23 protein-coding genes and 1 tRNA gene are annotated in these 24,237 nt (G+C 28.3%); 14 read left to right on the top strand and 10 right to left on the bottom strand.

Annotated elements, in window-relative coordinates; genetic code table 11:
• On the bottom strand, positions 1-890 hold an 890-nt coding region (locus J4403_01065), incomplete at its 3' end, for a DNRLRE domain-containing protein (GenBank protein ID MBS3166782.1).
• Positions 891-992: 102 nt separating this feature from the next.
• Here J4403_01065 and J4403_01060 point away from each other — a divergent pair.
• The 8 genes from J4403_01060 to J4403_01025 all read left to right on the top strand — a co-directional run bounded on the left by J4403_01060 (position 993) and on the right by J4403_01025 (position 7,570).
• Positions 993-1,107, top strand: a tRNA-Met gene (locus tag J4403_01060).
• 175 nt (positions 1,108-1,282) lie between these two features.
• Complete coding sequence (locus J4403_01055; protein MBS3166781.1) at positions 1,283-2,299, top strand: hypothetical protein; 1,017 nt, start codon at positions 1,283-1,285, stop codon at positions 2,297-2,299.
• 1 nt (position 2,300) lies between these two features.
• A complete protein-coding gene (locus tag J4403_01050; GenBank protein MBS3166780.1) occupies positions 2,301-3,275 on the top strand; it encodes a hypothetical protein in 975 nt (324 codons plus the stop codon).
• A gap of 4 nt (positions 3,276-3,279) precedes the next feature.
• Positions 3,280-3,759: a hypothetical protein gene (locus tag J4403_01045; GenBank protein ID MBS3166779.1), complete on the top strand. Its 480-nt coding sequence runs from the start codon at positions 3,280-3,282 to the stop codon at positions 3,757-3,759.
• Positions 3,750-4,157, top strand: coding sequence for a hypothetical protein (locus J4403_01040; protein MBS3166778.1), 408 nt, complete (start codon positions 3,750-3,752; stop codon positions 4,155-4,157). Before J4403_01045 ends, J4403_01040 begins: the two co-directional genes overlap by 10 nt.
• Positions 4,145-4,993 carry a hypothetical protein gene (locus J4403_01035; GenBank protein ID MBS3166777.1) on the top strand — a complete coding sequence of 283 codons (849 nt, stop codon included), beginning with the start codon at positions 4,145-4,147 and terminating at the stop codon, positions 4,991-4,993. Before J4403_01040 ends, J4403_01035 begins: the two co-directional genes overlap by 13 nt.
• Positions 4,994-5,070: 77 nt before the next feature.
• Complete coding sequence (locus J4403_01030) at positions 5,071-6,087, top strand: hypothetical protein (protein MBS3166776.1); 1,017 nt, start codon at positions 5,071-5,073, stop codon at positions 6,085-6,087.
• A gap of 1 nt (position 6,088) precedes the next feature.
• The gene (locus tag J4403_01025; protein MBS3166775.1) at positions 6,089-7,570 is read left to right on the top strand and encodes a CpaF family protein; all 1,482 of its coding nucleotides are present in this window, start codon (positions 6,089-6,091) and stop codon (positions 7,568-7,570) included.
• Between the two features lie 4 nt (positions 7,571-7,574).
• Here J4403_01025 and J4403_01020 read toward each other — a convergent pair whose 3' ends face one another.
• The gene (locus J4403_01020) at positions 7,575-8,819 is read right to left on the bottom strand and encodes a hypothetical protein (protein MBS3166774.1); all 1,245 of its coding nucleotides are present in this window, start codon (positions 8,817-8,819) and stop codon (positions 7,575-7,577) included.
• A gap of 89 nt (positions 8,820-8,908) precedes the next feature.
• On the opposite strand from J4403_01020, the gene J4403_01015 reads away from it, so the two are divergent.
• The gene (locus J4403_01015; GenBank protein ID MBS3166773.1) at positions 8,909-9,805 is read left to right on the top strand and encodes a type II secretion system F family protein; all 897 of its coding nucleotides are present in this window, start codon (positions 8,909-8,911) and stop codon (positions 9,803-9,805) included.
• A gap of 1 nt (position 9,806) precedes the next feature.
• Complete coding sequence (locus tag J4403_01010; protein ID MBS3166772.1) at positions 9,807-10,766, top strand: type II secretion system F family protein; 960 nt, start codon at positions 9,807-9,809, stop codon at positions 10,764-10,766.
• On the opposite strand, the gene dnaJ is transcribed toward J4403_01010, so the two are convergent.
• The 3 genes from dnaJ to J4403_00995 are packed head-to-tail and all read right to left on the bottom strand — an operon-like array spanning position 10,763 to position 14,280.
• Entirely contained in the window at positions 10,763-11,899 is a 1,137-nt protein-coding gene (dnaJ, locus tag J4403_01005; protein MBS3166771.1) for a molecular chaperone DnaJ, read from the bottom strand. The two genes, J4403_01010 and dnaJ, sit on opposite strands and share 4 nt — an antisense overlap.
• A 43-nt stretch (positions 11,900-11,942) precedes the next feature.
• Positions 11,943-13,775, bottom strand: a complete 1,833-nt coding sequence (gene dnaK, locus J4403_01000; protein ID MBS3166770.1) for a molecular chaperone DnaK — start codon at positions 13,773-13,775, stop codon at positions 11,943-11,945.
• Entirely contained in the window at positions 13,768-14,280 is a 513-nt protein-coding gene (locus tag J4403_00995) for a nucleotide exchange factor GrpE (protein ID MBS3166769.1), read from the bottom strand. The genes dnaK and J4403_00995 overlap by 8 nt, the downstream gene beginning before the upstream one ends.
• A gap of 239 nt (positions 14,281-14,519) precedes the next feature.
• On the opposite strand from J4403_00995, the gene J4403_00990 reads away from it, so the two are divergent.
• Positions 14,520-14,915, top strand: a complete 396-nt coding sequence (locus J4403_00990) for a helix-turn-helix transcriptional regulator (GenBank protein MBS3166768.1) — start codon at positions 14,520-14,522, stop codon at positions 14,913-14,915.
• Between the two features lie 15 nt (positions 14,916-14,930).
• On the opposite strand, the gene J4403_00985 is transcribed toward J4403_00990, so the two are convergent.
• The 3 genes from J4403_00985 to J4403_00975 form a co-directional block, all read right to left on the bottom strand.
• The gene (locus J4403_00985) at positions 14,931-16,214 is read right to left on the bottom strand and encodes an ATP-binding protein (protein MBS3166767.1); all 1,284 of its coding nucleotides are present in this window, start codon (positions 16,212-16,214) and stop codon (positions 14,931-14,933) included.
• A gap of 519 nt (positions 16,215-16,733) precedes the next feature.
• The gene (locus J4403_00980) at positions 16,734-17,270 is read right to left on the bottom strand and encodes a hypothetical protein (GenBank protein MBS3166766.1); all 537 of its coding nucleotides are present in this window, start codon (positions 17,268-17,270) and stop codon (positions 16,734-16,736) included.
• A gap of 81 nt (positions 17,271-17,351) precedes the next feature.
• Positions 17,352-20,684, bottom strand: coding sequence for a hypothetical protein (locus tag J4403_00975; protein ID MBS3166765.1), 3,333 nt, complete (start codon positions 20,682-20,684; stop codon positions 17,352-17,354).
• 118 nt (positions 20,685-20,802) lie between these two features.
• Between J4403_00975 and J4403_00970 the strand changes: the two genes are divergently transcribed.
• Positions 20,803-21,312: a hypothetical protein gene (locus J4403_00970; GenBank protein MBS3166764.1), complete on the top strand. Its 510-nt coding sequence runs from the start codon at positions 20,803-20,805 to the stop codon at positions 21,310-21,312.
• 2 nt (positions 21,313-21,314) lie between these two features.
• Entirely contained in the window at positions 21,315-21,923 is a 609-nt protein-coding gene (locus J4403_00965) for an N-glycosylase/DNA lyase (GenBank protein ID MBS3166763.1), read from the top strand.
• A gap of 193 nt (positions 21,924-22,116) precedes the next feature.
• Here J4403_00965 and J4403_00960 read toward each other — a convergent pair whose 3' ends face one another.
• A complete protein-coding gene (locus J4403_00960; GenBank protein ID MBS3166762.1) occupies positions 22,117-22,779 on the bottom strand; it encodes a CTP--2,3-di-O-geranylgeranyl-sn-glycero-1-phosphate cytidyltransferase in 663 nt (220 codons plus the stop codon).
• Positions 22,780-22,802: 23 nt separating this feature from the next.
• Positions 22,803-23,471 carry a glycosyltransferase family 2 protein gene (locus tag J4403_00955; GenBank protein MBS3166761.1) on the bottom strand — a complete coding sequence of 223 codons (669 nt, stop codon included), beginning with the start codon at positions 23,469-23,471 and terminating at the stop codon, positions 22,803-22,805.
• A 54-nt stretch (positions 23,472-23,525) separates the two neighbouring features.
• Here J4403_00955 and J4403_00950 point away from each other — a divergent pair, with 54 nt between their 5' ends.
• Positions 23,526-24,185, top strand: coding sequence for a hypothetical protein (locus J4403_00950; GenBank protein MBS3166760.1), 660 nt, complete (start codon positions 23,526-23,528; stop codon positions 24,183-24,185).
• Positions 24,186-24,237 lie beyond the last annotated feature (52 nt).

Here is a 24,237-nt window from a genome sequence, read left to right as displayed (position 1 = left end):
TCTCCGTATGAGGGAGTACTTGTTGTATTTTGTGCAGTTTCAGTCCACCCTGGAAAGATAATATCTGCCGGAGCTATTTCTGTATAATCTATTAATATTTTTGGATGATTTGAAGCATTAGTTCCTTCATTAGACGTAAACTGACAAACTCCCTCTATCTCTAATTCAATAATACTATTAGTTCTTTCAATTAGAATTCCATAATTTTCATAAGAACCATTAACCCACCCCTGAATATAAGATTTTAATTTAGTTTCATTAAAATTATACCATACTGCGACACCATTACTTTGATGTTCTGAAGTAGCAAGACTCTCAGCTTCTACACCATCTATTCCAGTACCATTTGCTTGCCAATCTTCGGCCCCACCATCATCAAGATTATTTCCAAAATATGCTTCTTGCCAAGTTGAACCATTCACACTATCTGAATTTATAACATCTGATCCAGTACCTTCTTCCCAATAATGTAACAAAGGATGAATTGTAAAATTAACTGTTGCCGTAGGTCCAACTTTACTTTCACAGAATATACTGACCATAACATCATCTATACTTGCATTACTCGGAATATCCGTAAGATTCCACCATATTAAACCATAGTCTATAGCACAATTTCCCACAGGGCAATCATTACCTACTTGAAATGTATTTGCTCCCCCAAAATTTCTTTCATAAAATAATTCTCCACCTCCGCCAGTACCATTATTAATATAAGTATCTTTTCCACCCATATAACTAGAGTTTACTTCTAATATAGTATAACCCGTTATTGAATTTAAAAAAAAGGAGTTATTTTCAAGTAAAAAGAAAAATCCTATAATAAATAAAAACAAACCCAGCACAAGAAAAATCTCTCTACTTGAATCTCCTCTTTTTTGTCTAGACATATTTAAAAATAATCAGCAGTATTATTTAAGAATTTCTAAAAAAGGATTAAATTCACTTAGTCAGCGCAACCTTTATAAAAGTACCACTTATTTATTAATTATAGCGAGGTAGAACAGCTAGGAGTGTTCGCTGGGCTCATAAGCTTATCTGAGAGACCCAGAGGTCGGTGGAAGCAATAGGGGATATTGCTGCCGAATTCAAATCCACCCCTCGCTATACATCCCCATATTTTCTATTATTAATTATTTATAAAATTGAATGTAAGGATTAGCTTTACCTTTATTTCCATTTTTTATGACTTATCGCAGATGGTCGGAATTGATAAGAGCGTAGTCTTATATGGAAAACTATTTAATAGGTTTATTACTTTATATTCTTAAAGAGGTGCTAGATGTTTTATTTTAATAAAAAAGCCCAAGTAAGTGTAGAATATTTAATGTTAGTGGGAGTTGCTTTTCTTATTATAATTCCTATTATTTATTATGCTACAACTACTTTAACAGAAAATGTCACTTATTCAAAATCAGAAAATTTCATAAAAACAATTGCAACAAATGCAGATAGATTATACTCTCTTGGTCCTGGCTCAAAAAAATCAATTAGTTTAGAACTTCCAGGAAATGTTGAATCTATTCAAATTTTAGACAAAGAAATTATCTTAAAATATTCAAAAGGAAATAATCTTTATGATATTGCAGAATTCACAAAAGGAAATATTACTGGTTCAATTTCAACAATTTCAGGTTTAAAACTAATAAACTTAGAAGTCTTAGAATCAGGTATAGTTCAAATAGGTTCTGAAAATGATACTTCTGCACCGGTTATCCTTTTAACCCTGCCTTCAGAACAAACCCTAAATCCAGTAATTTTAAGTGTAATCACAAATGAATTTGCAACATGTAAATATTCCACTATAGATACAACTTATGATTTAATGCCCTCACAATTAACAGGAACTGCAACAGATCATTCAGCTTCATTAAATCTTTCAGATGGTTCTTATACTTATTATTCAAAATGTAAAGATCTCTATGAAAATACAATGCAGGGCTCTGTACAAATCAATTTTATAGTAAACAGTTCTTTATACGAAGTAACACCCCCAGAAGAAGAGCCAGAAGAATTAATACTAAACTCTCCAACTTTAATTTTACCTGCAAATGCCTCAACAGGAATTTCAAGAACACCAACATTCCAATGGTCTGCAGTTTCAGGAGCAAACAATTACTTATTACAAGTTTCACAAGATTATGGCTCATTCACAAATATAATTATTAATACAACAACTTCATCAACCAGTTATACTCAAATGAGTTCAATTACAAACAATGCTTGGTTTACATGGCATGTTCTTGCAATAAACTCAACCCAAAGTAAGTGGAGTACTGAATTTGTATTTAAAACTTAAAATGAAAAAAGGACAATTAAGTGCAGAAATAATGTTTTTGGCTGCAATTATGATGGTTATATTTATCAGTTTATTAGCCATTAATTATATAAAACGTACAGAACTTATTTCAGAAAGAGAATCTTTTGAAAATGAAATGTCTTGCACTCAAATTTCAAATATTATAGATCAAGCAATGATAATTGGTCCAGGAATAAAAATTAATTCTACAATCCCAAGAGTTTCAAGAATGATTAACAACACTTTAATGGTTTCTGCTCCAATCCATAACCCTAATACTGTAAAAGTTGCCTATTATAGTTGCCACATTGATGAAGCTTTTTTAAATCCCGCTCTAACTGGATTTTATCATGAAGAATTTATAAGAGGAGATGGAAAATGTGGTTATTATCCTGATTCAAAATTAGATGAACTTATCTCAAAATCCTATTCATTCACAACTATCTATTTAGAAGATCCCCATCTAAATTCAGCTTACCTATCAAAATTCGAAAATATAGTAAAAAATGGAACTGCCTTAATTGTTTCAGAACATGCTATAAACTCTGCAGGAACTGCATTTGGAAAAGAATTCGCATTTAGAGGTAGAAATTTAGGTAATGAAAAAGCAATTATCACAGCAAAAAATGATCCAGTCTATGAATTTGAAACAGGAGATGAGATCATATTTAATGAATATCCTTATTTTAATACTGAAGAGATTGTTGTTGCAAGATTTGAAGATTTAAAACCAGCAATAACTTATTGGAGATATGGTGACGGAATTATTTCACACTTTCCAGACTTTAATGCTGATATGGAAAATAAAGATTTTACAAGAATAATCACTACACACATTATAAATATCAATGAACTTATTTTTGATTCAGAAAATTTTTATTTTTGCTCAAATACAGCTAATATTACTTCAACAGAATTCAGTTATGATTATCAATTATGGAATGTTAATGGAACAATAGATTTAATCAATTACTAAGAAAATGAACAAGAAAGCCCAACTATTTTCAATGGATGCAATGGTAGCCTCAGCCATATTTGTGTTTTTATTAGTTTTAATATTTACTTTCTGGTATAGTCATAGTATTACTTTTCAAAAGGAAAAAGAATATTCTTTGATGGAAAATAAAGCCTTTTCAGTTTCAAACTTACTTATTTCTACTACTGGAAGACCAAGTGCTTGGGAATACAACCTTTCAGAGCCAGAGACTCTTGGTTTAGCTTATATGGATAAAACTCTTAAAAAAGAAAAATTAGACACTTTTATTACTTTAGAATATTCTCAAATCAAAGAAAAATTAAATATTGAAAAATATGAATTTTATTTCAAATTAAAAACTACTGAAGGAACTATTTTATATCAAGCAGGAAATTTTACTACTGCTGAAAATGTAATTTCAACTCAAAGAGTTGTATTATTCAATAAAGTTCCGCACATAATGGAGTTTGCACTATGGGATTAAATAAAAAAGGTTATATCTTTGTATATGATGCTATGGTTGCTACAATAATTTTAATAATAATTCTAGCAATTTCCTATAAAAATATAATAAACGAAGATACTCAATCAGAATTACAAGTAGTACGTATAGGGAATGATATAGTTTCCATTCTTGAGCATATAGACAATTTAAATTTACTCTCTGAAAATCAGATAGAAAATTCAATGTATGAAATGCTTCCTGAAAATTATGATATGCACTTAAAAATCTCTGGAAATTTTCCACAAGGAGAGTTTGATATAGGCTCTGAAATACCTCAAGATAAATTTGTGGCTTCAGGAAAGTACATTTTTGTGATTTCAGAATTAAATAATATAAAATACTTTGCAAACGCAAGATATTGGATATGGTTAAAATAACTAAGAAAGGGTTTGTAATTACAATAGGTATCTTTTTGTTAGGTTTAACGCTATTAAGTTATTCTATGCTTCATAAAGACTTAAAATCTGCTTTTGATGAAACTACCACAGAATTAATTATGCTTGAAAGGGTTAGATTAATAGACTCTGCAGTTCAAGCAGGTTTTAGAAAAATATTTTTAACAAGTTCTAATTTGGAGGTAAATCTTACAAATGAGTATATAATGTTTTCAGAAGACCTTCCAACAAAACAAGAAAAGAAACTACAAGTAGACTTGCAGGATTTTGCAAGTTATGTTGAAACTCAATATCCTGAAGTAGACGTAAATCTAGGCAATTTCTTAGAAAAGAGATCTTTAGTAATTAAACCGTATAATATTGTTTATCAACATAATCCTTGGGGTGGAAATACTTTAGAAGTAATTCCAGAAACAATTAATTTTAATAAGTATCTTTTATCAATACAAACAGGTGCAGCCATAACTTCTTGTGAATATACTACTCCTACTGGAAATCAAAGTCTTGCTATACAACTAATAGTAGATGCAAAAGGTCTAGAACAAAATTGTAATTTCTCAGGATATGTAGATCCATATCAAGATAATGAATTTAATTTTAACAACAAAAAAATATATATTACACTTAAAGATGGTGGAAAACTATCAGTTTCAAATTCACAAGCCTATATAAAAATTGACACTTCTGTTTATTTAAATCAATTAGACCAACTACCTTATGTTACTTTTCCATCTGATTTCTTTAAAATTAATTTAGCTACAGCAGAAAAAGAAAGCACAATTGATATTACTAAAGAAAGCGGAGTGCAAATCGCCTAAATTTAATGGATTTTTATTAAAATACTACTTTTTGATTATAACACAGCTTTAAAAACTAAGAAACAGAATTTATATTTATGGATATTAAAAGAAAAGAGGTTATACTATTTGAAATTATCTATTGGGTAGGTATTATCTTGCTATTTATCGGATTTATTCTTGATAAATTAATCTTAATTTCAATCGCAATTTTGTTTACTATGCTTTCTTTATTTGAAGACCATAAAGAAAATTTAAAAAATCTCGCAAAATTTCAATTTATCTTATTTTATATTCTTGGAGCAATATTAGTAATACTTTCATTAAATTTTGGAAGTCTAAAAGCACTTTTTACAGGTGTAATTATTATTATAATCTCAATAATTTCTTTCAGAAGACCAAAAATACATTTTGATCACAAAAATTTAGAATCCCATAAATTTTCAATTGCACATATTCATAAAACTCCAAAAGTAAAACTCAAAATAGAAAAACCAAAAGTTAATTTTTTCAAAAGATTATTTAGTTTTAAAAGAAAATCTTCTAAAGTAATTCAACCAAAAATTAAACTTAAGACTAAACCCCTAGAATCTAAAAATCTAAGAAAGATTATATTGGCGCCTTTTATTTTGGTTTATATAGTTGTAATAATCCTAATCTTAGCCTCATTTTATTCAAATAATCTCTATATTATTATAGTTTCCTTATTTATTACAATTATAAACTTTTTACTCTCTTTAAAAAAGCATTTAATGAAAAAGAGATCTTTATTTAGAGTTCCAAAGAAAGAAGTAAAAAATCTAAAAGAAAATTTAGAATCAAGAAAAGAAAAAATTATCCTAAAAAAACCAGAAATTCAAATGCCTATAAAACGAAGACTTCCAATAACTCAAATAAAAAATCTAGTAAAACAAAAGTCCCAATATCAAACAGATATTGATATATTATACTCCTTATTAAAAGAATATAAACTAATCAAATTATCAGAAATAGTTGAAATATTTGGAATTACCAAAGAAAAAGCTGAAGAATGGGCTTTAATACTAGAAGAATCAAACTTAGCGATATTACATTATCCTGCAATGGGAGAAACAGAATTAAGAGCAAAGGCTTAAAATGGCAAAAGATATAATAGAAAAATATCAATTAACTGCAGATGAGATTTCTACAGAAGTGCATATTTGTGGCCAAGGCAAGAAAGCAACAGATTATGTTATAAAAACTCAAGAAATTGGCATAGCGACTGCAGCACTTTTAGACAAAATAAAATCTGAATTGGTAACTCAAGTTCAAGTAACTGCATCAGAGATTCTTGATCCAAAAACTATTGAAGAACTTAAAAAAAGATTTAGACTAAAAGCAGAAGAATTAATCTCTTTGCACATGCCTTCAATAACTGGCACAGCAAAAAAATATTTCATTGGAAGATTAATGCAAGAAATGCTTGGTTTAGATTTAATTGAATTCTTACTGAATGATATCCAACTAGAAGAAATTGTTGTAAATTCTGCACAAGAGCCAATAAGAGTTTATCACAGAAAGTATGGTTGGTTATCCACAAACGTTCTAATTAAAACAGAAGCACAAATTGCAAACTTCTCAAGCATTATTGCAAGAAGAGTTGGAAGACAAATCACAAGTTTAACTCCCTTATTAGATGCTCATTTAGTTACAGGGGACAGAGCAAATGCAGTTTTATATCCTATTTCAACAAAAGGTAATACGATTACACTTAGAAAGTTTGCACGTGATCCTTGGACAATGATAGATTTTATCAAGAATAAAACTTGTTCTTCAGATGTTTATGCTTTAATTTGGGAAGCAATAGAATATGAAAATAATATTTTATTTAGTGGTGGTACTGCATCTGGAAAAACCAGTTTCTTAAATACTTGCATGCCTTTTATTCCACCAAATCATAGAATAGTTTCAATGGAAGATACAAGAGAACTTGCATTACCTAAATTTTTATATTGGTGTCCTTTAGTTACACGTCAACCAAATCCAGAAGGAAAAGGTGAAGTTTCAATGTTAGATTTACTTGTAAATTCACTTAGAATGAGACCCGATAGAATTATACTTGGAGAAATTAGAAAAAGAGCAGAGGCAGAAGTTCTTTTCGAAGCAATGCACACAGGACATAGTGTATATGCTACTGTTCACGCAGACTCAACAAATCAGACTATTCAGAGATTGGTTAATCCGCCAATAGAAATTCCTTCTAATATGCTTGAAGCTGTAAACATTAATATTGTTATGTTTAGGGATAGAAAAAGAGGTTTAAGAAGAACTTTACAAGTTTCTGAATTTATCTTAGGAGAAGAAGAAGGCTCTTCAATTATAAAACCAAACATTCTTTATAGATGGAAAGCAGTGGACGACACAATAGTCCAACATAATGAAAGTTTAAAATTGTTTGAAAATCTAAGCACCCATACAGGTATGACTATTAATGAAATAACTAAAGAAATAAATGAAAAAAAGAAAATTTTAGAATATATGGCTAAGAAGAACATTCGTGATATCGATAGTGTTGGAGAGATTATATCTCGTTATTATCAAGATAAAGAAACACTTTTAAAAGAAATTAAAAAATAAATAATTATCTTTTAGCTTTGATAGAGTAAAGCTTTTCTCTTAAGATGAATAGTTTATCTCCACTTAACAACTTTTCTTTACCACTATCTTCTGGTTGAATTCCAAGCACATCTAAATATTTAATTAATTCACTAAATGTAACATTTAATAATTCTTTGGCAAAAGATAAATTAGCTTTATATCTATTTCCTGATTTGGGAGTATTAGTTTTCTTTAATAAATAATTTATAACATCATTTTTTGCAAAATATTTTTCATGACTTACTTCAAATCCTTCTAAATCTTTGTGCAACATTGCGCTATAAATAGAAGACCTAGTAAGATTGAGCTTATTTGCTAATTTATCCACACTATAACTTGATTGAACTAACTCTTTAAACACACTACCTGAAATACTATTATCTTCGACACTTTTTCTATTTATTACTCCATATTTAAGATAGTCTTCATAAAGCTTAGAAGGTATATGAATTGCAGCACCATTAAATTTTATTCCTTTTTCTTTTCTCTGTTTTTTATCTGCTTGTAAATCTGCAACATTATAAACTCTAGCAAATTCATGAACTTCAATAGATTTATTATTTTTATTTAAATCAATTTCAGAATTTACTTCTTTTTCAGGTTGAGGTTGATTAAATCCATTTCTTAATATACTTTCTAACTCCATAGAACTTAAATTTAAGTTATACTGCTTTAAAAGTTTTTTAGAACCATATCTTCCCGAGCTAACAGCAGTATCCAAAATTTCTTGAATATTGTTGCCTTGAACTTCTATTTTAATATACTCTGCACTTTTAGTTGTGTGGTATTTAGTTTTATTTTTCTTTAATTGTGTTTCAGTTTTATCCACAATTTTAATTACAATTTCATTTAACTTTTCATTATAAGGTATGTAAATTATACTTTCTTTCTTATTAGAACTTTTAACATAGATTATAGGAACTAAAACTTCATTTAGTGATTCAGTTTCTATTAATTTAATATAATCTTGCACTTGGGATTTTAAAGCTTCAGGCAATACAACTTTACCTTCATTAACATTTTTAGCTAAGTCTAAATAAGTTTCATAATCTGAACCTGCTTTTTCTTCTAGTTTAGATTTATTATCTATAGAATTAAATATTTCTGTAAGATAGGCATTAACACCACACATAATTTCTTCTGTAGCTGCATACCTTAAGGTATCTATCTCTTCAAAATGCTCTTCATTGCTTTTTATAATCTTTTTAAGTTTATCTTCTAGATTCATGTTTTCTAAAAATCTATATATATTTATAAATGTTTCGTTACTTAATAGTAATAACTAATATATTTAAAACTGGACCCCATCCTAATTCTATGCAAAATATCAGGATTCCGTTTACATTTATACCCTTAAAACAATTATTCAAATTCTCTAATATCCTTAAGGGAGTTTCAGAGAAACTAAAACTATTTTTTCCTTTCCTTAAACTAACTTTAGAGCAAGTTGAGTATAATATAGAGCCAAGAGATTATATTGCTCTTTGTTTAACTTCTAGTTTATTCTTCTTTATCTTTTTCAGTTTATTTCTTTTTTTAATACTTAATAGTTTCGAACTTAAAAACACACTTTTAATAGCTCCATTTATATCTTTGATTATTTCACTTTTTGTATTTATTCAACAAATTTTATATCCAAAATTTTATTTAAATTCAAGAATAAAAAAAATAGAACAAAATTTATTGCCTTCATTAAGAGCAACTTTAATACAATTAAATTCAGGAATCCCTTTGTTCAATATCTTAGTTTCAATTTCAAATGAAAACTATGGTGCTGTTTCAGACGAATTTAAAAGAGCAGTCAAAAAAATAAATGCAGGTTATCCAGAAATTGATGCTCTAGAAGAAATTGCAAAAAATAATCCCTCTTTATTTTTTAGAAGGGCAATTTGGCAATTGGTTAATGGTATGAAAGCTGGAAGTGATATTAAAAATACTTTGGAAAATGTTATAGATTCACTTTCAAAAGAGCAAAGCATACAAATAGAAAACTATGGTTCAAAATTAAACCCCCTAGCAATGTTTTATATGCTTGTAGTAATAATTATCCCTTCATTAGCAACAACTTTATTAGTTGTAATGACCTCTTTCCTTCCACTAGGTAAAACCGGTCTAAATTTATTATTTTTTGGTTTATATGCCTTAGTTTTATTTTTTCAAATAATCTTTTTAGGTATGATTAGAACTAGGAGACCAAATTTAATAGGAAATTAAAATGTACAAAAAAATAGCTTTATTATATCCAAAAAGCAGGAAGTTAGAAAAGTTAATTAACTATTCATCTCTAGGTTTAGACGCAAGAAAGTTTATAGGTTTTATCTTAACATTTAGCATTTTATTTGGATTTTTAATAGGAATCTATTCAAAATTATTATTTAATAAAAATCCTTTATTATCTGGATTTGTAACTTTTATACTCTTAAATATAATTATTTATTTTTGGTTCTTATTATCTGTTGATGCTAAGGCTAAATTTGTAGAATCTATTTTACCTGATGCTTTGCAATTAATGGCTTCTAACTTAAGAGCCGGAATGACTATTGACAGAGCTTTAATACTAAGTGCACGTCCTGAATTTGGGCCATTTAAAGATGAGATAGAAAGAGTTGGTAAAGAAATTACGCTTGGTAAAGAACTTGATTTAGCTCTACTAGACCTAGCAAAAAGAATCCGCTCAGAAAAGCTTGAAAAAACAATGAGACTAATTGGCTCAGGAATAAGATCTGGTGGAGAGCTTGCATCACTATTAGAACATACAGCTGAAGACTTAAAAAGCCAAGAATTAATAGAAAAGAAAATACGTGCAAGTGTAAATCTTTATGTCATTTTTATTTCAATTGCAATAGGATTTGGTGCACCAATGTTATTTGCATTATCTTCTTTTATGGTAAGGGTTCTAGGAAAAACAATGTCTCAAGTTGATGTTCCTGATACTTTGGCTATACCTATAAAAATCTCTACAATTGCAATAACAACTGATTTTGTTGTAACTTATTCTTTAATTTCACTAACTACCACAGCAATCTTAGGTTCTTTAATAATAGGTTTAATTAAAAAAGGAAAAGAAAAAGAAGGAATAAAGATGATTCCTATTCTTATAGGAATATCCCTTGCAGTTTTCTTTATAGTTAAATATCTAATTACTGGACTAATGTCTGGAATATTTAGTTTTTAAAATAAAAACATAACCGCTTCAGAAATCTTTTCAAATATAGACTTTTTCTTTGATTCATTTTCTTTTAATTCCTCAATTAATTCTTTTTGTCTTTTGCTTAAAGACTGAGGAACTTCAACATTAACTTTAATATACAAATCTCCTCTTACAGAACTATTTACCCTACGCATACCCTTTGATTTTAATCTAAATAATGTTCCTGGTTGTGTTCCTGCTGGAACTTTTAATTCCGCATTTCCTTCTAATGTAGGAACTTCAATTATTGTTCCTAGTGTTGCATCAGCAAAAGAAACTTTAGTATTAGTATACAAATCCATGCCTCTTCTTTCATATATTTCAGATTCTAAAACATGAATAAAAACATATAAATCTCCAGTCCCATGACTTCCAGTTTCACCTTCACCATTTAATCTTAATTGCATTCCATTATCTACACCTGCAGGAATACTTACTTGAATTTCTTTTTGAGAATTAATTTTTCCATGTCCATGACATTTTTTACATTTTTTAATTATAATTTTTCCAGAACCATTACACTCTCCACATCTTGATGTATGTGCAAACAATCCAAAAGGAGTTCTTTGAACTTGTTTATATTGTCCAGTACCATTGCAATGTTTACATGTTTCAGTTTTTCCCTCTTCAGCACCAGTACCTTTACATTCTTTACATTTTTCTAATCTTTCATAATGCAAAGTTTTCTTTACACCTCTTGCAGCTTCTTCTAATGTGATTTCCAAATCATATCTTAAATCCGCACCTCTTTGTTTTCTTTGACTACCCCCAAAAAACATATCAAATATACTTCCACCAAAGAAATCTTCTTGATCTCCAGAATTTCTTCCAAATATTTCACTAAATATATCTTCAAAGTGGGCATTTCTAAATATATCTTCTTGAGAATATCTTTGATCAAATCCAGCATGTCCAAATTGATCATACTGTTTTCTTTTATTATCATCAGAAAGAACAGCATAAGCTTCAGATATTTCTTTAAATTTCTCTTCTGTGCCCTTATCTTTGCTTATATCAGGATGATACTGTTTAGCTAGCTTTTTGTAAGCCTTCTTTATATCTTCCTTTGAAGCACCTTTACTTAATCCAAGTACTTCGTAATAGTCTTTTTTATTCATATAAAATTAAAAAGTTAACACCTCTTTTTAATTCTTATTATTTTTAGTCTTTTTTGTCTTTATCTTTCATCTCATAGTCTGCATCAACTACATTGTCATCATTGCTTGTTTCTGCATTTCCTTGTTCTTGAGTTAGTTGCTCTTTCTTTAGTTTTTCATACATTTTAGCACCAATTTCTTGAGCAGTTTCATTTAATTTGTCAAGCTTTTCTTTTATTTTTGCAGTTTCTTCAGACTTTAAAGCTTCTTTCAATTCTTCAATGCCTTTTTCTACCTTTTCTTTAGTTTCTTTTTCTACTTTGTCACCATATTCTTTAAGCATCTTTTCTGTTTGGTAGATTACAGCTTCTGCATGATTTTTAGTTTCTATTTCTTCTTTTTTCTTTTTATCATCTTCTGCATTAGCTTCAGCTTCTTTTCTCATTTTTTCAATTTCATCTTTTGTAAGATTTGAACTTCCTTTTACTGTAATTTTATTTTCTTTACCAGTTGCTAAATCTTTTGCTGAGACATTTACTATACCATTTGCATCTATATCAAAAGTAACTTCGATTTGTGGTACTCCTCTTGGTGCTGGAGGTATACCTTCTAATAAGAATCTTCCAAGACTTTTGTTATTTGCAGCCATTTCTCTTTCACCTTGAAGTATATTTATTTCTACTCCTGGTTGATTATCTGCTGCTGTTGAGAATACTTGGGACTTCTTAGTTGGAATAGTTGTATTTCTATCTATAATTGGAGTTCTAATTCCACCTAGAGTTTCTATTCCAAGAGTTAAAGGTGTAACATCTAACAACACTATATCTTTAACATCTCCTCTTAATACTCCTGCTTGAATTGCTGCACCTAAAGCAACAACTTCATCTGGATGAACAGATTTATCTGGCTCTTTATGCATAATATCTTTAACTAATTTTTGAACAGCAGGTATTCTTGTTGAACCACCAACTAAAATTACTTTATTAATATCTTCAGGTTTTAATTTAGCATCTTTTAAAGCATTTAAAGTTGGAACTTTAAGTTTTTCAAGTATGCTTGAAATTAATTCTTCTAATTTACTTCTTGTTAATTTAATTTCAAGATGTTTTGGTCCTGAATTAGTTGCTGTTATAAACGGAAGACTTATTGTAGTCTCTTGCAGAGTTGAAAGTTCTTTCTTTGCTTTTTCAGCTGAATCTCTTAATCTTTGTAATGCTGTTTTATCTTCTCTTAAATCAATTCCATGCTCTTTCTTAAACTCTTTAGCACAATAATCAATTATTAAATCATCTATATCATCACCACCAAGATGGTTGTTTCCTGAAGTTGATTTAACTTCAAATACTCCCTCTCCTAGTTCTAATATAGAAACATCAAATGTTCCACCACCAAAGTCAAATACTAAAATAGTATGATTATTTGATTTATCTAAACCATATGATAATGCTGCAGCTGTTGGTTCGTTTATAATTCTTAAAACTTTTAAACCAGCAATTTCTCCAGCATTCTTAGTTGCTGTTCTTTGTGCATCATCAAAATAAGCTGGAACTGTAATTACAGCTTCTTTTATTTCTTCACCTAAATATGCTTCAGCATCTCTTTTTAATTTTTGTAGAATCATAGCACTAATTTCTTCTGGTGAATAACTTTTACCATCTATTTCTATTTTTTCTTTAGTACCCATTAATCTTTTTATACTTCTAACTGTGTGATTTGGATTAGAGACGGCTTGTCTTTTTGCTACATCTCCAACCACAATTTCATCATTTCTAATAGTAACTACTGACGGTGTAATATTATTTCCTTCTGTATTTGGAATTATTTTTGATTTTCCACCTTCCATTATTGCAACTGCTGAGAATGTTGTTCCTAAATCTATACCTATAATTTTATTCATTTTTTCCCCCTATCTTGACCTTTATTGGTCTGATTATCTTTCCTTTTAGTGAATACCCCTTCTGTATTACTTCAGAGATATTATCTCCTTCTCCCAATCTTTCTATTGCTTCATTTTCAAAAGGATCAAATTTTTCTTTAGCTTCTAATTCTTTTAGTCCTTCAGATTCTAAAGCATTTGAAAGTTGTTTTACAGTCATTTGAATTCCTTTAACAATATCTTCTTTGCTTGCATTATCAATATGTTTTAATGTAAGTTCAAAGTTGTCTATTGCTTCTAGAACTTTTAATATAATTTTTTCATTTGAATAATTTGAAATATCTTGTTTTTCTCTATCTACTCTTTTTTGATAGTTTTCAAAATCTGCTTGAAGTCTTTTTAAATGAGTTTCATATTCTTGAATTTTAACTTCTTTACATTCACTTTCTTGTTTTAATTCTTCAAAGTCTTTCTTTAATTCTTGAATTTCTTTGTTAAAATCTTTTATTTCGTCTTTTTTTTGCATATTTCTACCTCTATCTAATAATAACCAAAACTCATAAGTGAGTTTTTGGAACTGGAAATCTTAGATTTCCAGTAAAACACAACACACGGAAAATGTAAAGTATTTTTTCAAACACTTTTTTCTAAATATACTATTCCTGGAGTGGTTTATAAAGCTTTTGGTTGCTTCTAATTAAAGCTTAAATTGTCTAATTAAGATAAACAAAAAGTATTTAAATTAGTAAAGTTTAACCTATAAATATGAAGATATCATTAGAAAAAGTACGTAAACCTAGAGAACTTGGACCTAATGAAGAGATAGCATGGTTTACTCAAACTCTTGGATTAGAATCTAAAAGAGATAAGCAAAAGATAGTATTTAAGATATTTAGTGAACTAGTAAAAGAAATTAAAATTGGAAATGGACTGTCTTCTGAAGAATTAGCTCAAAGATTAAAACTAAGTAGAACAACAATTATACATCATTTGAATAAATTGATTGATTCTGGATTAATAATAAAACATAGCTCAAAGTATTTCTTACGTGAAAATTCTTTAACCGAAGTTTTAAAAGAGATTAGGAAAGATTTAGATAGAATTTTCTTAGATCTTGAATCAACAGCAAAAGATATAGATGAAGGTTTAGGATTAAAGTAGGAGTTAACTTTTAAATTATTCTAAGAGCCATTTCCAGATAGGAAGTATTTTTATCTTTTTTCCATTTATTATTCTTTCTTCTTCTTGATTTTCAGTTAAAATTAAACCTTCTTTAAGTTTATATTCATTTATCGCTCCTAATAAACCCTTAATTTCTCTTGTTTCATTTTCTTCATCTAATTTGCGTGTTACTTGAATAGCTAAAATAACTTTATTTTTTTTAATTGTCAAAAAATCGCATTCATAATCTTTTTTATAATAATAAACTTGTTCATTTCTTCTTTTTAATTCAATAAACACTAAATTCTCAAGGAGTTTTCCAAAATCATCAGAGACTTTAAAGCTTACAGCATTTAATAACCCATTATCAATACAATAAACCTTTTTAATTGAACCTAATTGTGTTGCTAAAGAATATTCATATTTCATATTTTGGAAGAATAAATAAGCTTCTTCAAAATAAGATAGATATTCTATAATTGTATTCTTACTTATTTTAAATCCCATGGATTTTAGTTTGTTTGCAAGTTTATTATAGGACATTTCTTTAGAAACTGATTCAAAAAGAAGATTCGCTAAAGTTTTTAATTTTTTTACATCTTTTATTCTATATCTTTCTATAACATCTTTAAAAATCATAGATTCATAATAACTTTGCAAAATATTTTCTTTTTGTTTATCTTGAAAAATGATTGCAGGATATCCACCTTCTTTAACAAATAAAGAAAATATTTTTTTAATTTCAACTTTACTTTTGCTATATGAAACTATTTTTAAGTTATAATCTATTCCTTTCCATAGAATAATCTCCTTAAAGCTCAATGGAAAAATTTCTTTATTTATTACCCTTCCTCTGAGTTGAGTAGAAATTTCTTTACTTAATAATTTAGAACTCGAACCAGTTAAAATTAATTGTATATCTCTTCTAGTATCATAAATTTTTCTTATCCATGAATCCCAATTTTTAACTACTTGAATTTCATCGAAAAAAAAGTAAATCTTTTGTTTTTTATTTGGCTGATAAAGTTCAAAAAAAGAGTTCATTAACCCATCTAAATCTTCTGAATTTGCACCTAGCAAAGCATTATCCTCAAAATTAATGTATAATATATTTTCCTTCAAATGACCCTCTTGTATAAGTTTTTTAATTAATTGAAAACATAAGAATGTTTTTCCTGCTCTTCTAGGCCCAGTTATAGTTTTTATAAAATCTATTTCTAAGTCTATCTCTATATTTCTATACAAACTTGCAGGAACTTCAAATTCCTTCCAGAAGGTTATAACTTGGTTATAATTCATATCTAAATTTGTCTTCTCCACTGAACATTTTTGGATTATTTTGTATTATGTATAATACAAACTAGTATATAAAGATTTCGGTCTTTTTGCCCTTTATTTCAAACCCTTATTTACTGTAAATTTTTGTTTATATATTATTATACTTTAGTATATTAATAAGCAAACAAAAGGGTGATTATAACATTAATTCCTCAGAACTTAATATTGAGAGTCTTATCAGTCAGGTTATAATCTTTATAAGCCTATAATAATATCCCTTCCAAAAAATTATAATTTTATCATAATTCATATCTAAATTTGTCTTCTCTACCAAACATTTTTGGGCTATTGTGTATTATGTATAATACAAACTAGTATAACGAGTAAATTACCCTTTTTAATCTCAAAGTGTAACAAAAAATGTAACACTTTAGAAAGATTTATAGAATTAAAACACTAAAATTGTTAAAACAATTTGGTGTATCAAGAACTAGTTCTTAAAACAATAATAAAAAAATAAAAGAAAAAAAGAAAGAAAATTTAAGTACACATAACTGTTTGAGCTTTTATAACTGGAGTATCACATACATTTTCGCCCATACCTTTTATGCCTACTCTTGCAAATACAGTTACTGCTTGATCAGATGTTGCAGTTAAAGCACATTTTAGTGGAGTTGGCAAGCTTATGGCTTGGTTATTATATCCCTTAATAATCTCAGTTTTTATGCCACTTAAGGCTTCAGAACTCTTGGGTGTACCACTAACTTTACCTGTACATTCAATACCTATCATATATGAGGTTATAGGTTCACTTTTCGTATTTTGAATTGCTACAGAGTTAAGTGTTAGTTCGTTAGTTCCTTTAGCACAGGCTATATTTGAAAAAGAAATCTGATCTTCACTCACACCTGCACAATTCAATTGAGTATCAAAACCTGCTGTTTGTGCTTTAGCTTTATCAATTATTCCTGTTTGTATCCACGCAAATAATGCTCCAGCAATAGCAACAGCAAAACCAATTAACAAGACAGTTGCAATTAAAGGAGAAACACCTTTTTTACTTTTTTGTTTAAACATTAAATTTCACCCCTGTGGTTATTTTTTATAATTATATAATGCCTTAAATCTGGCTTATATTTAAACTTTACGAGTAATCACTTAACATACCTTACACTTTCTCTTTTGAAATCCCCAATTAAATCCGCTACAACAGGGCCAGCTATTATAGTCTTCACTATACATAATAATACTGCCTAAGCCCCCAGATTGTCCTTTTCCTATGCTTGGTTCAGTCATTATTATTCCAATATGCTTAGTTTTTAACTTATCTTTCGGCACATAATCCTCTAAATTAATTGTATTAACTGCTTTAAAATTTGAATTTAAATTTATATCTATAGATGTAGAATCTAATACTATTTTTACTTTATTAACCGTGGACAAGGTCTTATCACTTCCATCAGTTTGTGTTAAAACTATAGTTCCAAGTGCTTGAGGTGTATCCCAATCTAAGCTAATCTCTTTTTCTACTGACTGGCTATCCCAAACAAATGCTTGCCCCTTCTTGGCATTCATTAATTCAAAATTAGCAGATATTTTAGCCTTTTTTATTAAATCTATATTTTCGCTAGTAATAAGTTTATTATCTATTATTGCCTTGTTGTCTATTTGAGACAATTCTGGTTTAACTGATATGCTTCTTGAAAATATCATTGGATTAGTAATTAAGGTTGTTGCAATATCACTATTAGTCGCACAAGCACCAGATGTTGCAATTACATCCACAGTATTAGCACTTATGCCCGTTATCTCAACACAAGCCAAATTAATAATCCTACTATTAATGACATCCTGTGCATTTGCTTTATCTCCTACTTTCTTCACGCTCGGAAGATTATTCCTTACTGAATTATCAGCTATTCTAATAACCTCCAAATCTGCAGTAGCATCTTTATTAATTTTGGTTAATTTAACTTTATGTCTATTATCATACAACAAAATTTCTTTTCCAACTGTAAGTCTTTGTGCACCTTCTCTCAAGGTTGTTGAGGTTGTAGGCACTATTGGAGCAGTTCTTGAAGGTAAAGTAGTTGTAGTTAATATTTCTCCAGGAACTATTTTTATATTCGCTTTATTTATATCAAATGTTCCTTTAATCAAATCCTTTTTGAATTGTGAAATTACTTCAGAATTTATCTTAAACGGCTCAACTTTTCGAAGAGGAATATCTAATTCTCTTGTAGTTTCAATAGATTTTAATTGAAGATCTTCTGCTCGCTTTCTTAGATTATTTAATTGTAAATCTCCTCTTGGAGAAATAATGGCCTGATTTATCCTATCTTTCTGGAATTGTTCAATTTTATTATTTAAATCCATAATACCTACAAATTGAGAGCTATAATCATTCACCAATATATCTGTTTGAGTTCTTATTATATCCGTTTCTTCAGGTAAATTTATTTGAGATAGTTGTTGTCTATTTTCAACTATTTGTTGCATAGTTTTATCCAACATTTGTTGCCTTAAATTATTTTCAGCAAGGAAATTATCCATTTGTGAACTTCCAATAGGTCTTATTATTTCGGCACTTTCAAGTAAGATTCTTGGTCTAGTAAATATTAGACTGACTATAGAATTACTACTTCCTCCGCCCCCACCACCTGTGCCACCAAAACTTTGACTAGGTATCAAACCAGTACACATAGGATTAAAATCATTTACTCCTTCACCAAAATCAAATACTTTTGTAACTGCATTTACTCTACATACACCACCACATCCTTCCTTTCTAGCAGTCCAATATAGATCTCTGTATGTAACTGAAACAGTTGGATCACTTAAACTATATTCACACTCATTATTAGCCGCTATTATTTGTTTAGCTTCTTCTTCAGAAATAAGTGTAGATCCCTTAGGTAAACAGGCATATTTCTTTTCCGGAATACACGCTCTTCCAGGTAAACAAGAAATTTGTTGTTTTTCTAAGCCCCCATTACATACACAATTAGCATTTCTTGGAGCAACATCACAACTAACTGAAGTTGTAACGCATTCATAAGTTATTACAGTTGCACAAGTTTCTCCAACAGGACATCTATATATTTGTTTAGTTTTTCCTTCAGGACAAACACAATTACTATTATACTTCCCTGTATTTGTTTCACATAAAACAGAAGGTATAATCCACAAATTTTGATCTTTTGTTGTTCCTTCTGGGCAAGATTGTCCACATATAATTTCTAAAAATTCTCCAGTGCTAGGGTCTTGACACATATCTATACAATCTCCTATACCCAGTGAAGGACCAACAGGGATTCCAACTCCTTTTGGTGGAATTTGAAGTTCCCTCGGTGGTGTTTTTGGCCCTTGAGGCAAGGCACTTAAATCAGGGAGCTGAGTTATATCTTTCCTTTGAATATTATCAAAATCTCTTTGACCAATTCCAATTTTATTTAAAATATCCTCAATCAAAGATACATCCCCTATTTTAATATAAATTTCTGCCTCTCCAACATTCTTTAATCCCTCAAAGATTAATTTTATCTCATCTAAATTGTTATTAATTGGTATTGTTAACACTTCAGAATTAAAATCATAAGTTTCACTTTTAACTTCATTATCGTTTAATAATCCACTTACCCTTACTTTTGCTTGCGTTGAAGGCTCGGCTTTAGTCTTTTTTAAGACTATTTTTTTAACTTCATATCTTCTTTCAAATTTAAATTCCACACTACTTCCTTGCGCAGAATTCACATCATTTGATTTCTTATCACCAAAATAAAATGAATGCGCTTCATCATTTTTGCTATCAATTATTTTCTCCACATCACCATAAAAATTATCAAATTCCTTGTCGACTTCTCCATATTTTGAACTAACAGTTATTTCAGTAAATGGCGCAATATTGTATAAATAAGCTGAGCTTCCAGGAATTGGGTTTATACATCTCCCATTTTTACAGATTTTATTTTCAGAACTGCAATCATATTCAATACCTTCAACATTTTTACAACTTGCTTCTAATAAGATATTTCCATCTTTACAGACATCTTGATAAACATTAACCTCTGTTTTTGAATCAAGAACTCTTGAATTAAGAAAATTTTCTGTTTTTTCTTTTATTAATATAATGCCTTTTTTATTATAATTTAAACCAAAATCCGTATCTTTACACCATTGTGTAGACTTTTTAGTTTCTCTCCCCTCTTTAGGAGTAATAGCCCCCCTTAATATTTCCCCATTTTCACATTCTACCCTACAATAAATTTTTGATGGGATATAACCTGCTGAGGTGTAAGAAGATTTTGCTAAACATTCATTCAATCCGTTACAACATAAATTGCTTCCGTCTGTTTGTTTTCTTTCTTGACCTTCCGAAACGCAATTAATATCCTCATCAAGTGGTGGAGACAAAGCAAACATAGAAAAACTCATTATGATTAATATAAATATAAAAAGAACTAATTTCGAACTATTTTTTGCAGATTTCATTAATTCAACACCTCTTGGAATATTAAAAATAACTAATTTACCATTATATATAAACTTTACTGGTTATTTTAGCAAATAATCCGAAAACTATATATTAAACTCCTCTTTTTTGAATACTATGCCAGAAACATGGAATTTAACAACTGATAAAAATCAAAGAATAATTAGAAGAGAAAGAGTAATATTTGATTTTCCAAAACTTTATCACGCATTAAAAGCTTGGGCTAAACCCCATCAATATGAATTAGTTGAAAAGGCCTTTGAAGAAAAAGTAAAAAGTACAGGAAAACAATATGTTATTCAATTAGAATATGCAAGAAAATTTACAGAATTTGTAAAATCTGAAATTTCAGTTGAAATTGTAATTAAAGATATGATGGATGTAATGCTCCAAGATAATCCTCACACATTAAACAAAGGAAACATAGAATTAGTAATTACTAGCAAAATGATTATGGATTATAAAGATAATTTCCAAAAATCGCCATTTTTAAAAGCTCTCAGAAAAATATATATTTATTATATTACCAAACCGAATATGCTTTCAATGGCTGGAGATATTGCAGGATTTCACGAAAGTTTAATTGAGGTCGTAAAGAAACATTTTAATTTTTATAATCCTGAATAATATTGAAATCCTTACTTAATTCAATAGAAACATTAAAGAAAAGTTTTGTAAAGTCTGAAGTAGACAAAAGAATAAAAGAATTTGAAAACAATAAAGATTATTTTAGTGAGTTATGTTATTGTTTATTAACTGCAAACTTTAATGCAGAGCGTTCAATCAAAATTCAAAATATCTTAAATAAAGATTTTCATAAATTAACTGAAAAACAACTTGCAAAAAAACTAAAATCTCTTGGACATAGATTTCCAAATACGAGAGCAAAATATATTTCAGAAGCAAAAAAACACAAAGAAAACCTAAAAGATATTCTTCAGATAGCCAATAAAACCACTTTAAGAGAATGGTTAGTAAATAACATTAAAGGCCTAGGATACAAGGAAGCAAGCCATTTCTTAAGAAATATAGGTTATAAAGATTATGCAATTATAGACTTTCATATTTTGGATTTATTAGAAGAAAATAAACTTATAAAAAAACAAAAAACCATAAATAAAAAAACTTATATTGAAATTGAAAATGTTTTAAAAAAGTTAGCAAATCAAACAAAATTAAATTTAGCAGAATTAGATTTATATCTTTGGTATCTAGAAACAAATAAGATTCTTAAATAATTATGTTACTCAGTACACAAAGCATTCTCAAATTAAAATTTAAGGTATTATAAACTTTCTATTAATAATGGAAACTTCTTTCTATTGACAATAAAAATCAAGATGATGAATTTATTATTAATAATAAGAAAATAATAATTAAACCTGTTTGGAAATGGCTCTTAGAATAATTTTCTCAGAATAATCATTTGATTCAAATAAATACTAAAACAAGATTTAAAACTAACATTGCAATCTGCCCATTTATTCCAGAAAATAATGGAATTAATAAATTATCATCTATTTTAAAAACCAAAGTTTCAACTATAGTTGCAGTAAAAGCCATTACAATAATTACTGGCCAAATAGGTGCGCTTGTAAAATTTCCACTTAACCATCCGACTTGTCCATTTATTAATTCTCTTACAAACAAAAATCCTATAAATAAATCAATAATTAACTCAGCTAAAATTCCTTCCAAAGTTTTAAAACTAAGAATTTTTATTCTACCTAGTCTTCCAATCAATGCAGCAGCTAAATCTCCAAATGTAGTCATTAAAATTGCTGCAACTGCAATTCTAAAATCTAGTAAAGCCAAACATATTATTACTCCAATTAAAAAGAAAACTTCTCCGCCCAATCTATGCTTTTCTTTTGCACGTTTATATTTCCACAGTTTAGATAATAGAGGAATTTTATATTTTGCTTCAATTCTAAGATATTCCATCTCAATTAATATAGTTAAAATAACTCCCAAAATTATTAAAGAAGCTCTATGCCCAAACAACCATGCACCAATTATATAAATAAAAATAAATAGCAAAGAAAATAGATGTATAGCTTTTCTTCCAACCTCTTTTTTATAATTCCAAGCCATTTTAATTTATAAATCAGATTTACTTAAAAATATTCCCATTTTATACCCTTAAATAGCATTCTAAAAAATTGATAAGTATCTTTTATTAGATGAACTGTACTTGTTTCATCTGCATAAATTGTTTTTACTATAACTTCTTTTATTTTTGCCTTATTTCTAGCCAATTTAATTAACATTTCAGCTTCAATATCATATCTTTGAGAAACAAATTTTAATCCTTTTAATTTTGAAACGCTTATTGCTCTATATCCTGACTGAACATCTCTTATATCTTGTCTTATTACTAAACTAACCAAAGATGAAGCAATAAAATTTGAAACTCTCCTAATTAAAGGCATTGAACTATGCCTTTTCTTTCTTCTTCCGATTATAATATCATAGCCTTTCTTAATTTCACTTATTAACTTAGGGATTTCAGAAGCATCATGCTGCCCATCTGCATCAATAAAAACTAAAACATCAAATTTGTTAGAAATAGCATATTCAATACCTGCTTTCATAGCATTACCCTTGCCTTTATTTTCTTTAAAATCTATAAATTCACATTTAGTTTTTTTAATTTCTTTAATTGTTTTATCTTTAGAACCATCATTTATAGCAAGAACACAATCAACATACTTTCGAACATTTAAAATTACTTTTTTAATATGTTTTTCTTCATTATATGCAGGTATTATTGCTATAGTCTTCATTAAAGCCTTAAAAATAAAGCAAATATATATAAATTACTAAAAATACTTTAAATTATGGGTATTGCAAAGACATTTGTTACAATTGGTATTGCTTTGATCTTTGTTTTCTTTGTAGGTTATACAGTTTACACTTTTTATGAAGAACCTAAATATGAAGATTCTTGTCCAGAAAAAGAACAAATACAATCATTAATCTCACAATCAAATGAGTTTTGTGTATCTAATAATACTTTTGATAAGGCTCAGATTTATGCAATAGAAGACTATAGATATTATGGTGGATACCAGACTTATTCAGAAGTATACAACAAAGATAATAATTATACTTGTCCAAAGCTAGATTTAATTTCTTTACAAAGAAATGTTCCTTCAGAAAATATTCAAAAATGCACAGAAATTTACACTTCTATGAACTCATTACAATGCACTTGTGAAACAACTTACAGACAAGTAATGAAAAAATATAATTTGGTTAATTTTATAATTTTAGGTATAATTGGATTAATAGCTTTAATGGCTGGAGCTTATTTTATTTCTTATGAATCAATAGGTTCTGGAATTTTAGGTGGAGGAATTTTAACTATAATCTATTCAATAATAAGATTCTGGAATGAATTTAGTAAATATCTAAGATTATTAGTCTTATTCTTGGCCTTAGTAATTCTTATTTGGTTTGCATATAAATTTATAGAAAAGAAGAAAAAAGGCAATTAAACCCTTTTTATGCAAAGATTTATATAGAAGTTTAAGAATATAAAGATTAATT

The organism is Candidatus Woesearchaeota archaeon (assembly GCA_018302225.1).
Lineage (GTDB): Archaea > Nanobdellota > Nanobdellia > SCGC-AAA011-G17 > JAGVZY01 > JAGVZY01.
This window is presented reverse-complemented; position numbering and strand designations above follow the sequence as displayed.

What these genes read in the sequence shown, in the direction of transcription:
- J4403_01055 (MBS3166781.1), top strand. Translation starts at nt 1,283, where the DNA reads ATGTTTTATTTTAATAAAAAAGCCCAAGTAAGTGTAGAATATTTAATG.
- J4403_01050 (MBS3166780.1), top strand. Translation starts at nt 2,301, where the DNA reads ATGAAAAAAGGACAATTAAGTGCAGAAATAATGTTTTTGGCTGCAATT.
- J4403_01045 (MBS3166779.1), top strand. Translation starts at nt 3,280, where the DNA reads ATGAACAAGAAAGCCCAACTATTTTCAATGGATGCAATGGTAGCCTCA.
- J4403_01040 (MBS3166778.1), top strand. Translation starts at nt 3,750, where the DNA reads ATGGGATTAAATAAAAAAGGTTATATCTTTGTATATGATGCTATGGTT.
- J4403_01035 (MBS3166777.1), top strand. Translation starts at nt 4,145, where the DNA reads ATGGTTAAAATAACTAAGAAAGGGTTTGTAATTACAATAGGTATCTTT.
- J4403_01030 (MBS3166776.1), top strand. Translation starts at nt 5,071, where the DNA reads ATGGATATTAAAAGAAAAGAGGTTATACTATTTGAAATTATCTATTGG.
- J4403_01025 (MBS3166775.1), top strand. Translation starts at nt 6,089, where the DNA reads ATGGCAAAAGATATAATAGAAAAATATCAATTAACTGCAGATGAGATT.
- J4403_01020 (MBS3166774.1), bottom strand. Translation starts at nt 8,819, where the DNA reads ATGAATCTAGAAGATAAACTTAAAAAGATTATAAAAAGCAATGAAGAG.
- J4403_01015 (MBS3166773.1), top strand. Translation starts at nt 8,909, where the DNA reads ATGCAAAATATCAGGATTCCGTTTACATTTATACCCTTAAAACAATTA.
- J4403_01010 (MBS3166772.1), top strand. Translation starts at nt 9,807, where the DNA reads ATGTACAAAAAAATAGCTTTATTATATCCAAAAAGCAGGAAGTTAGAA.
- dnaJ (MBS3166771.1), bottom strand. Translation starts at nt 11,899, where the DNA reads ATGAATAAAAAAGACTATTACGAAGTACTTGGATTAAGTAAAGGTGCT.
- dnaK (MBS3166770.1), bottom strand. Translation starts at nt 13,775, where the DNA reads ATGAATAAAATTATAGGTATAGATTTAGGAACAACATTCTCAGCAGTT.
- J4403_00995 (MBS3166769.1), bottom strand. Translation starts at nt 14,280, where the DNA reads ATGCAAAAAAAAGACGAAATAAAAGATTTTAACAAAGAAATTCAAGAA.
- J4403_00990 (MBS3166768.1), top strand. Translation starts at nt 14,520, where the DNA reads ATGAAGATATCATTAGAAAAAGTACGTAAACCTAGAGAACTTGGACCT.
- J4403_00985 (MBS3166767.1), bottom strand. Translation starts at nt 16,214, where the DNA reads ATGAATTATAACCAAGTTATAACCTTCTGGAAGGAATTTGAAGTTCCT.
- J4403_00980 (MBS3166766.1), bottom strand. Translation starts at nt 17,270, where the DNA reads ATGTTTAAACAAAAAAGTAAAAAAGGTGTTTCTCCTTTAATTGCAACT.
- J4403_00975 (MBS3166765.1), bottom strand. Translation starts at nt 20,684, where the DNA reads ATGAAATCTGCAAAAAATAGTTCGAAATTAGTTCTTTTTATATTTATA.
- J4403_00970 (MBS3166764.1), top strand. Translation starts at nt 20,803, where the DNA reads ATGCCAGAAACATGGAATTTAACAACTGATAAAAATCAAAGAATAATT.
- J4403_00960 (MBS3166762.1), bottom strand. Translation starts at nt 22,779, where the DNA reads ATGGCTTGGAATTATAAAAAAGAGGTTGGAAGAAAAGCTATACATCTA.
- J4403_00955 (MBS3166761.1), bottom strand. Translation starts at nt 23,471, where the DNA reads ATGAAGACTATAGCAATAATACCTGCATATAATGAAGAAAAACATATT.
- J4403_00950 (MBS3166760.1), top strand. Translation starts at nt 23,526, where the DNA reads ATGGGTATTGCAAAGACATTTGTTACAATTGGTATTGCTTTGATCTTT.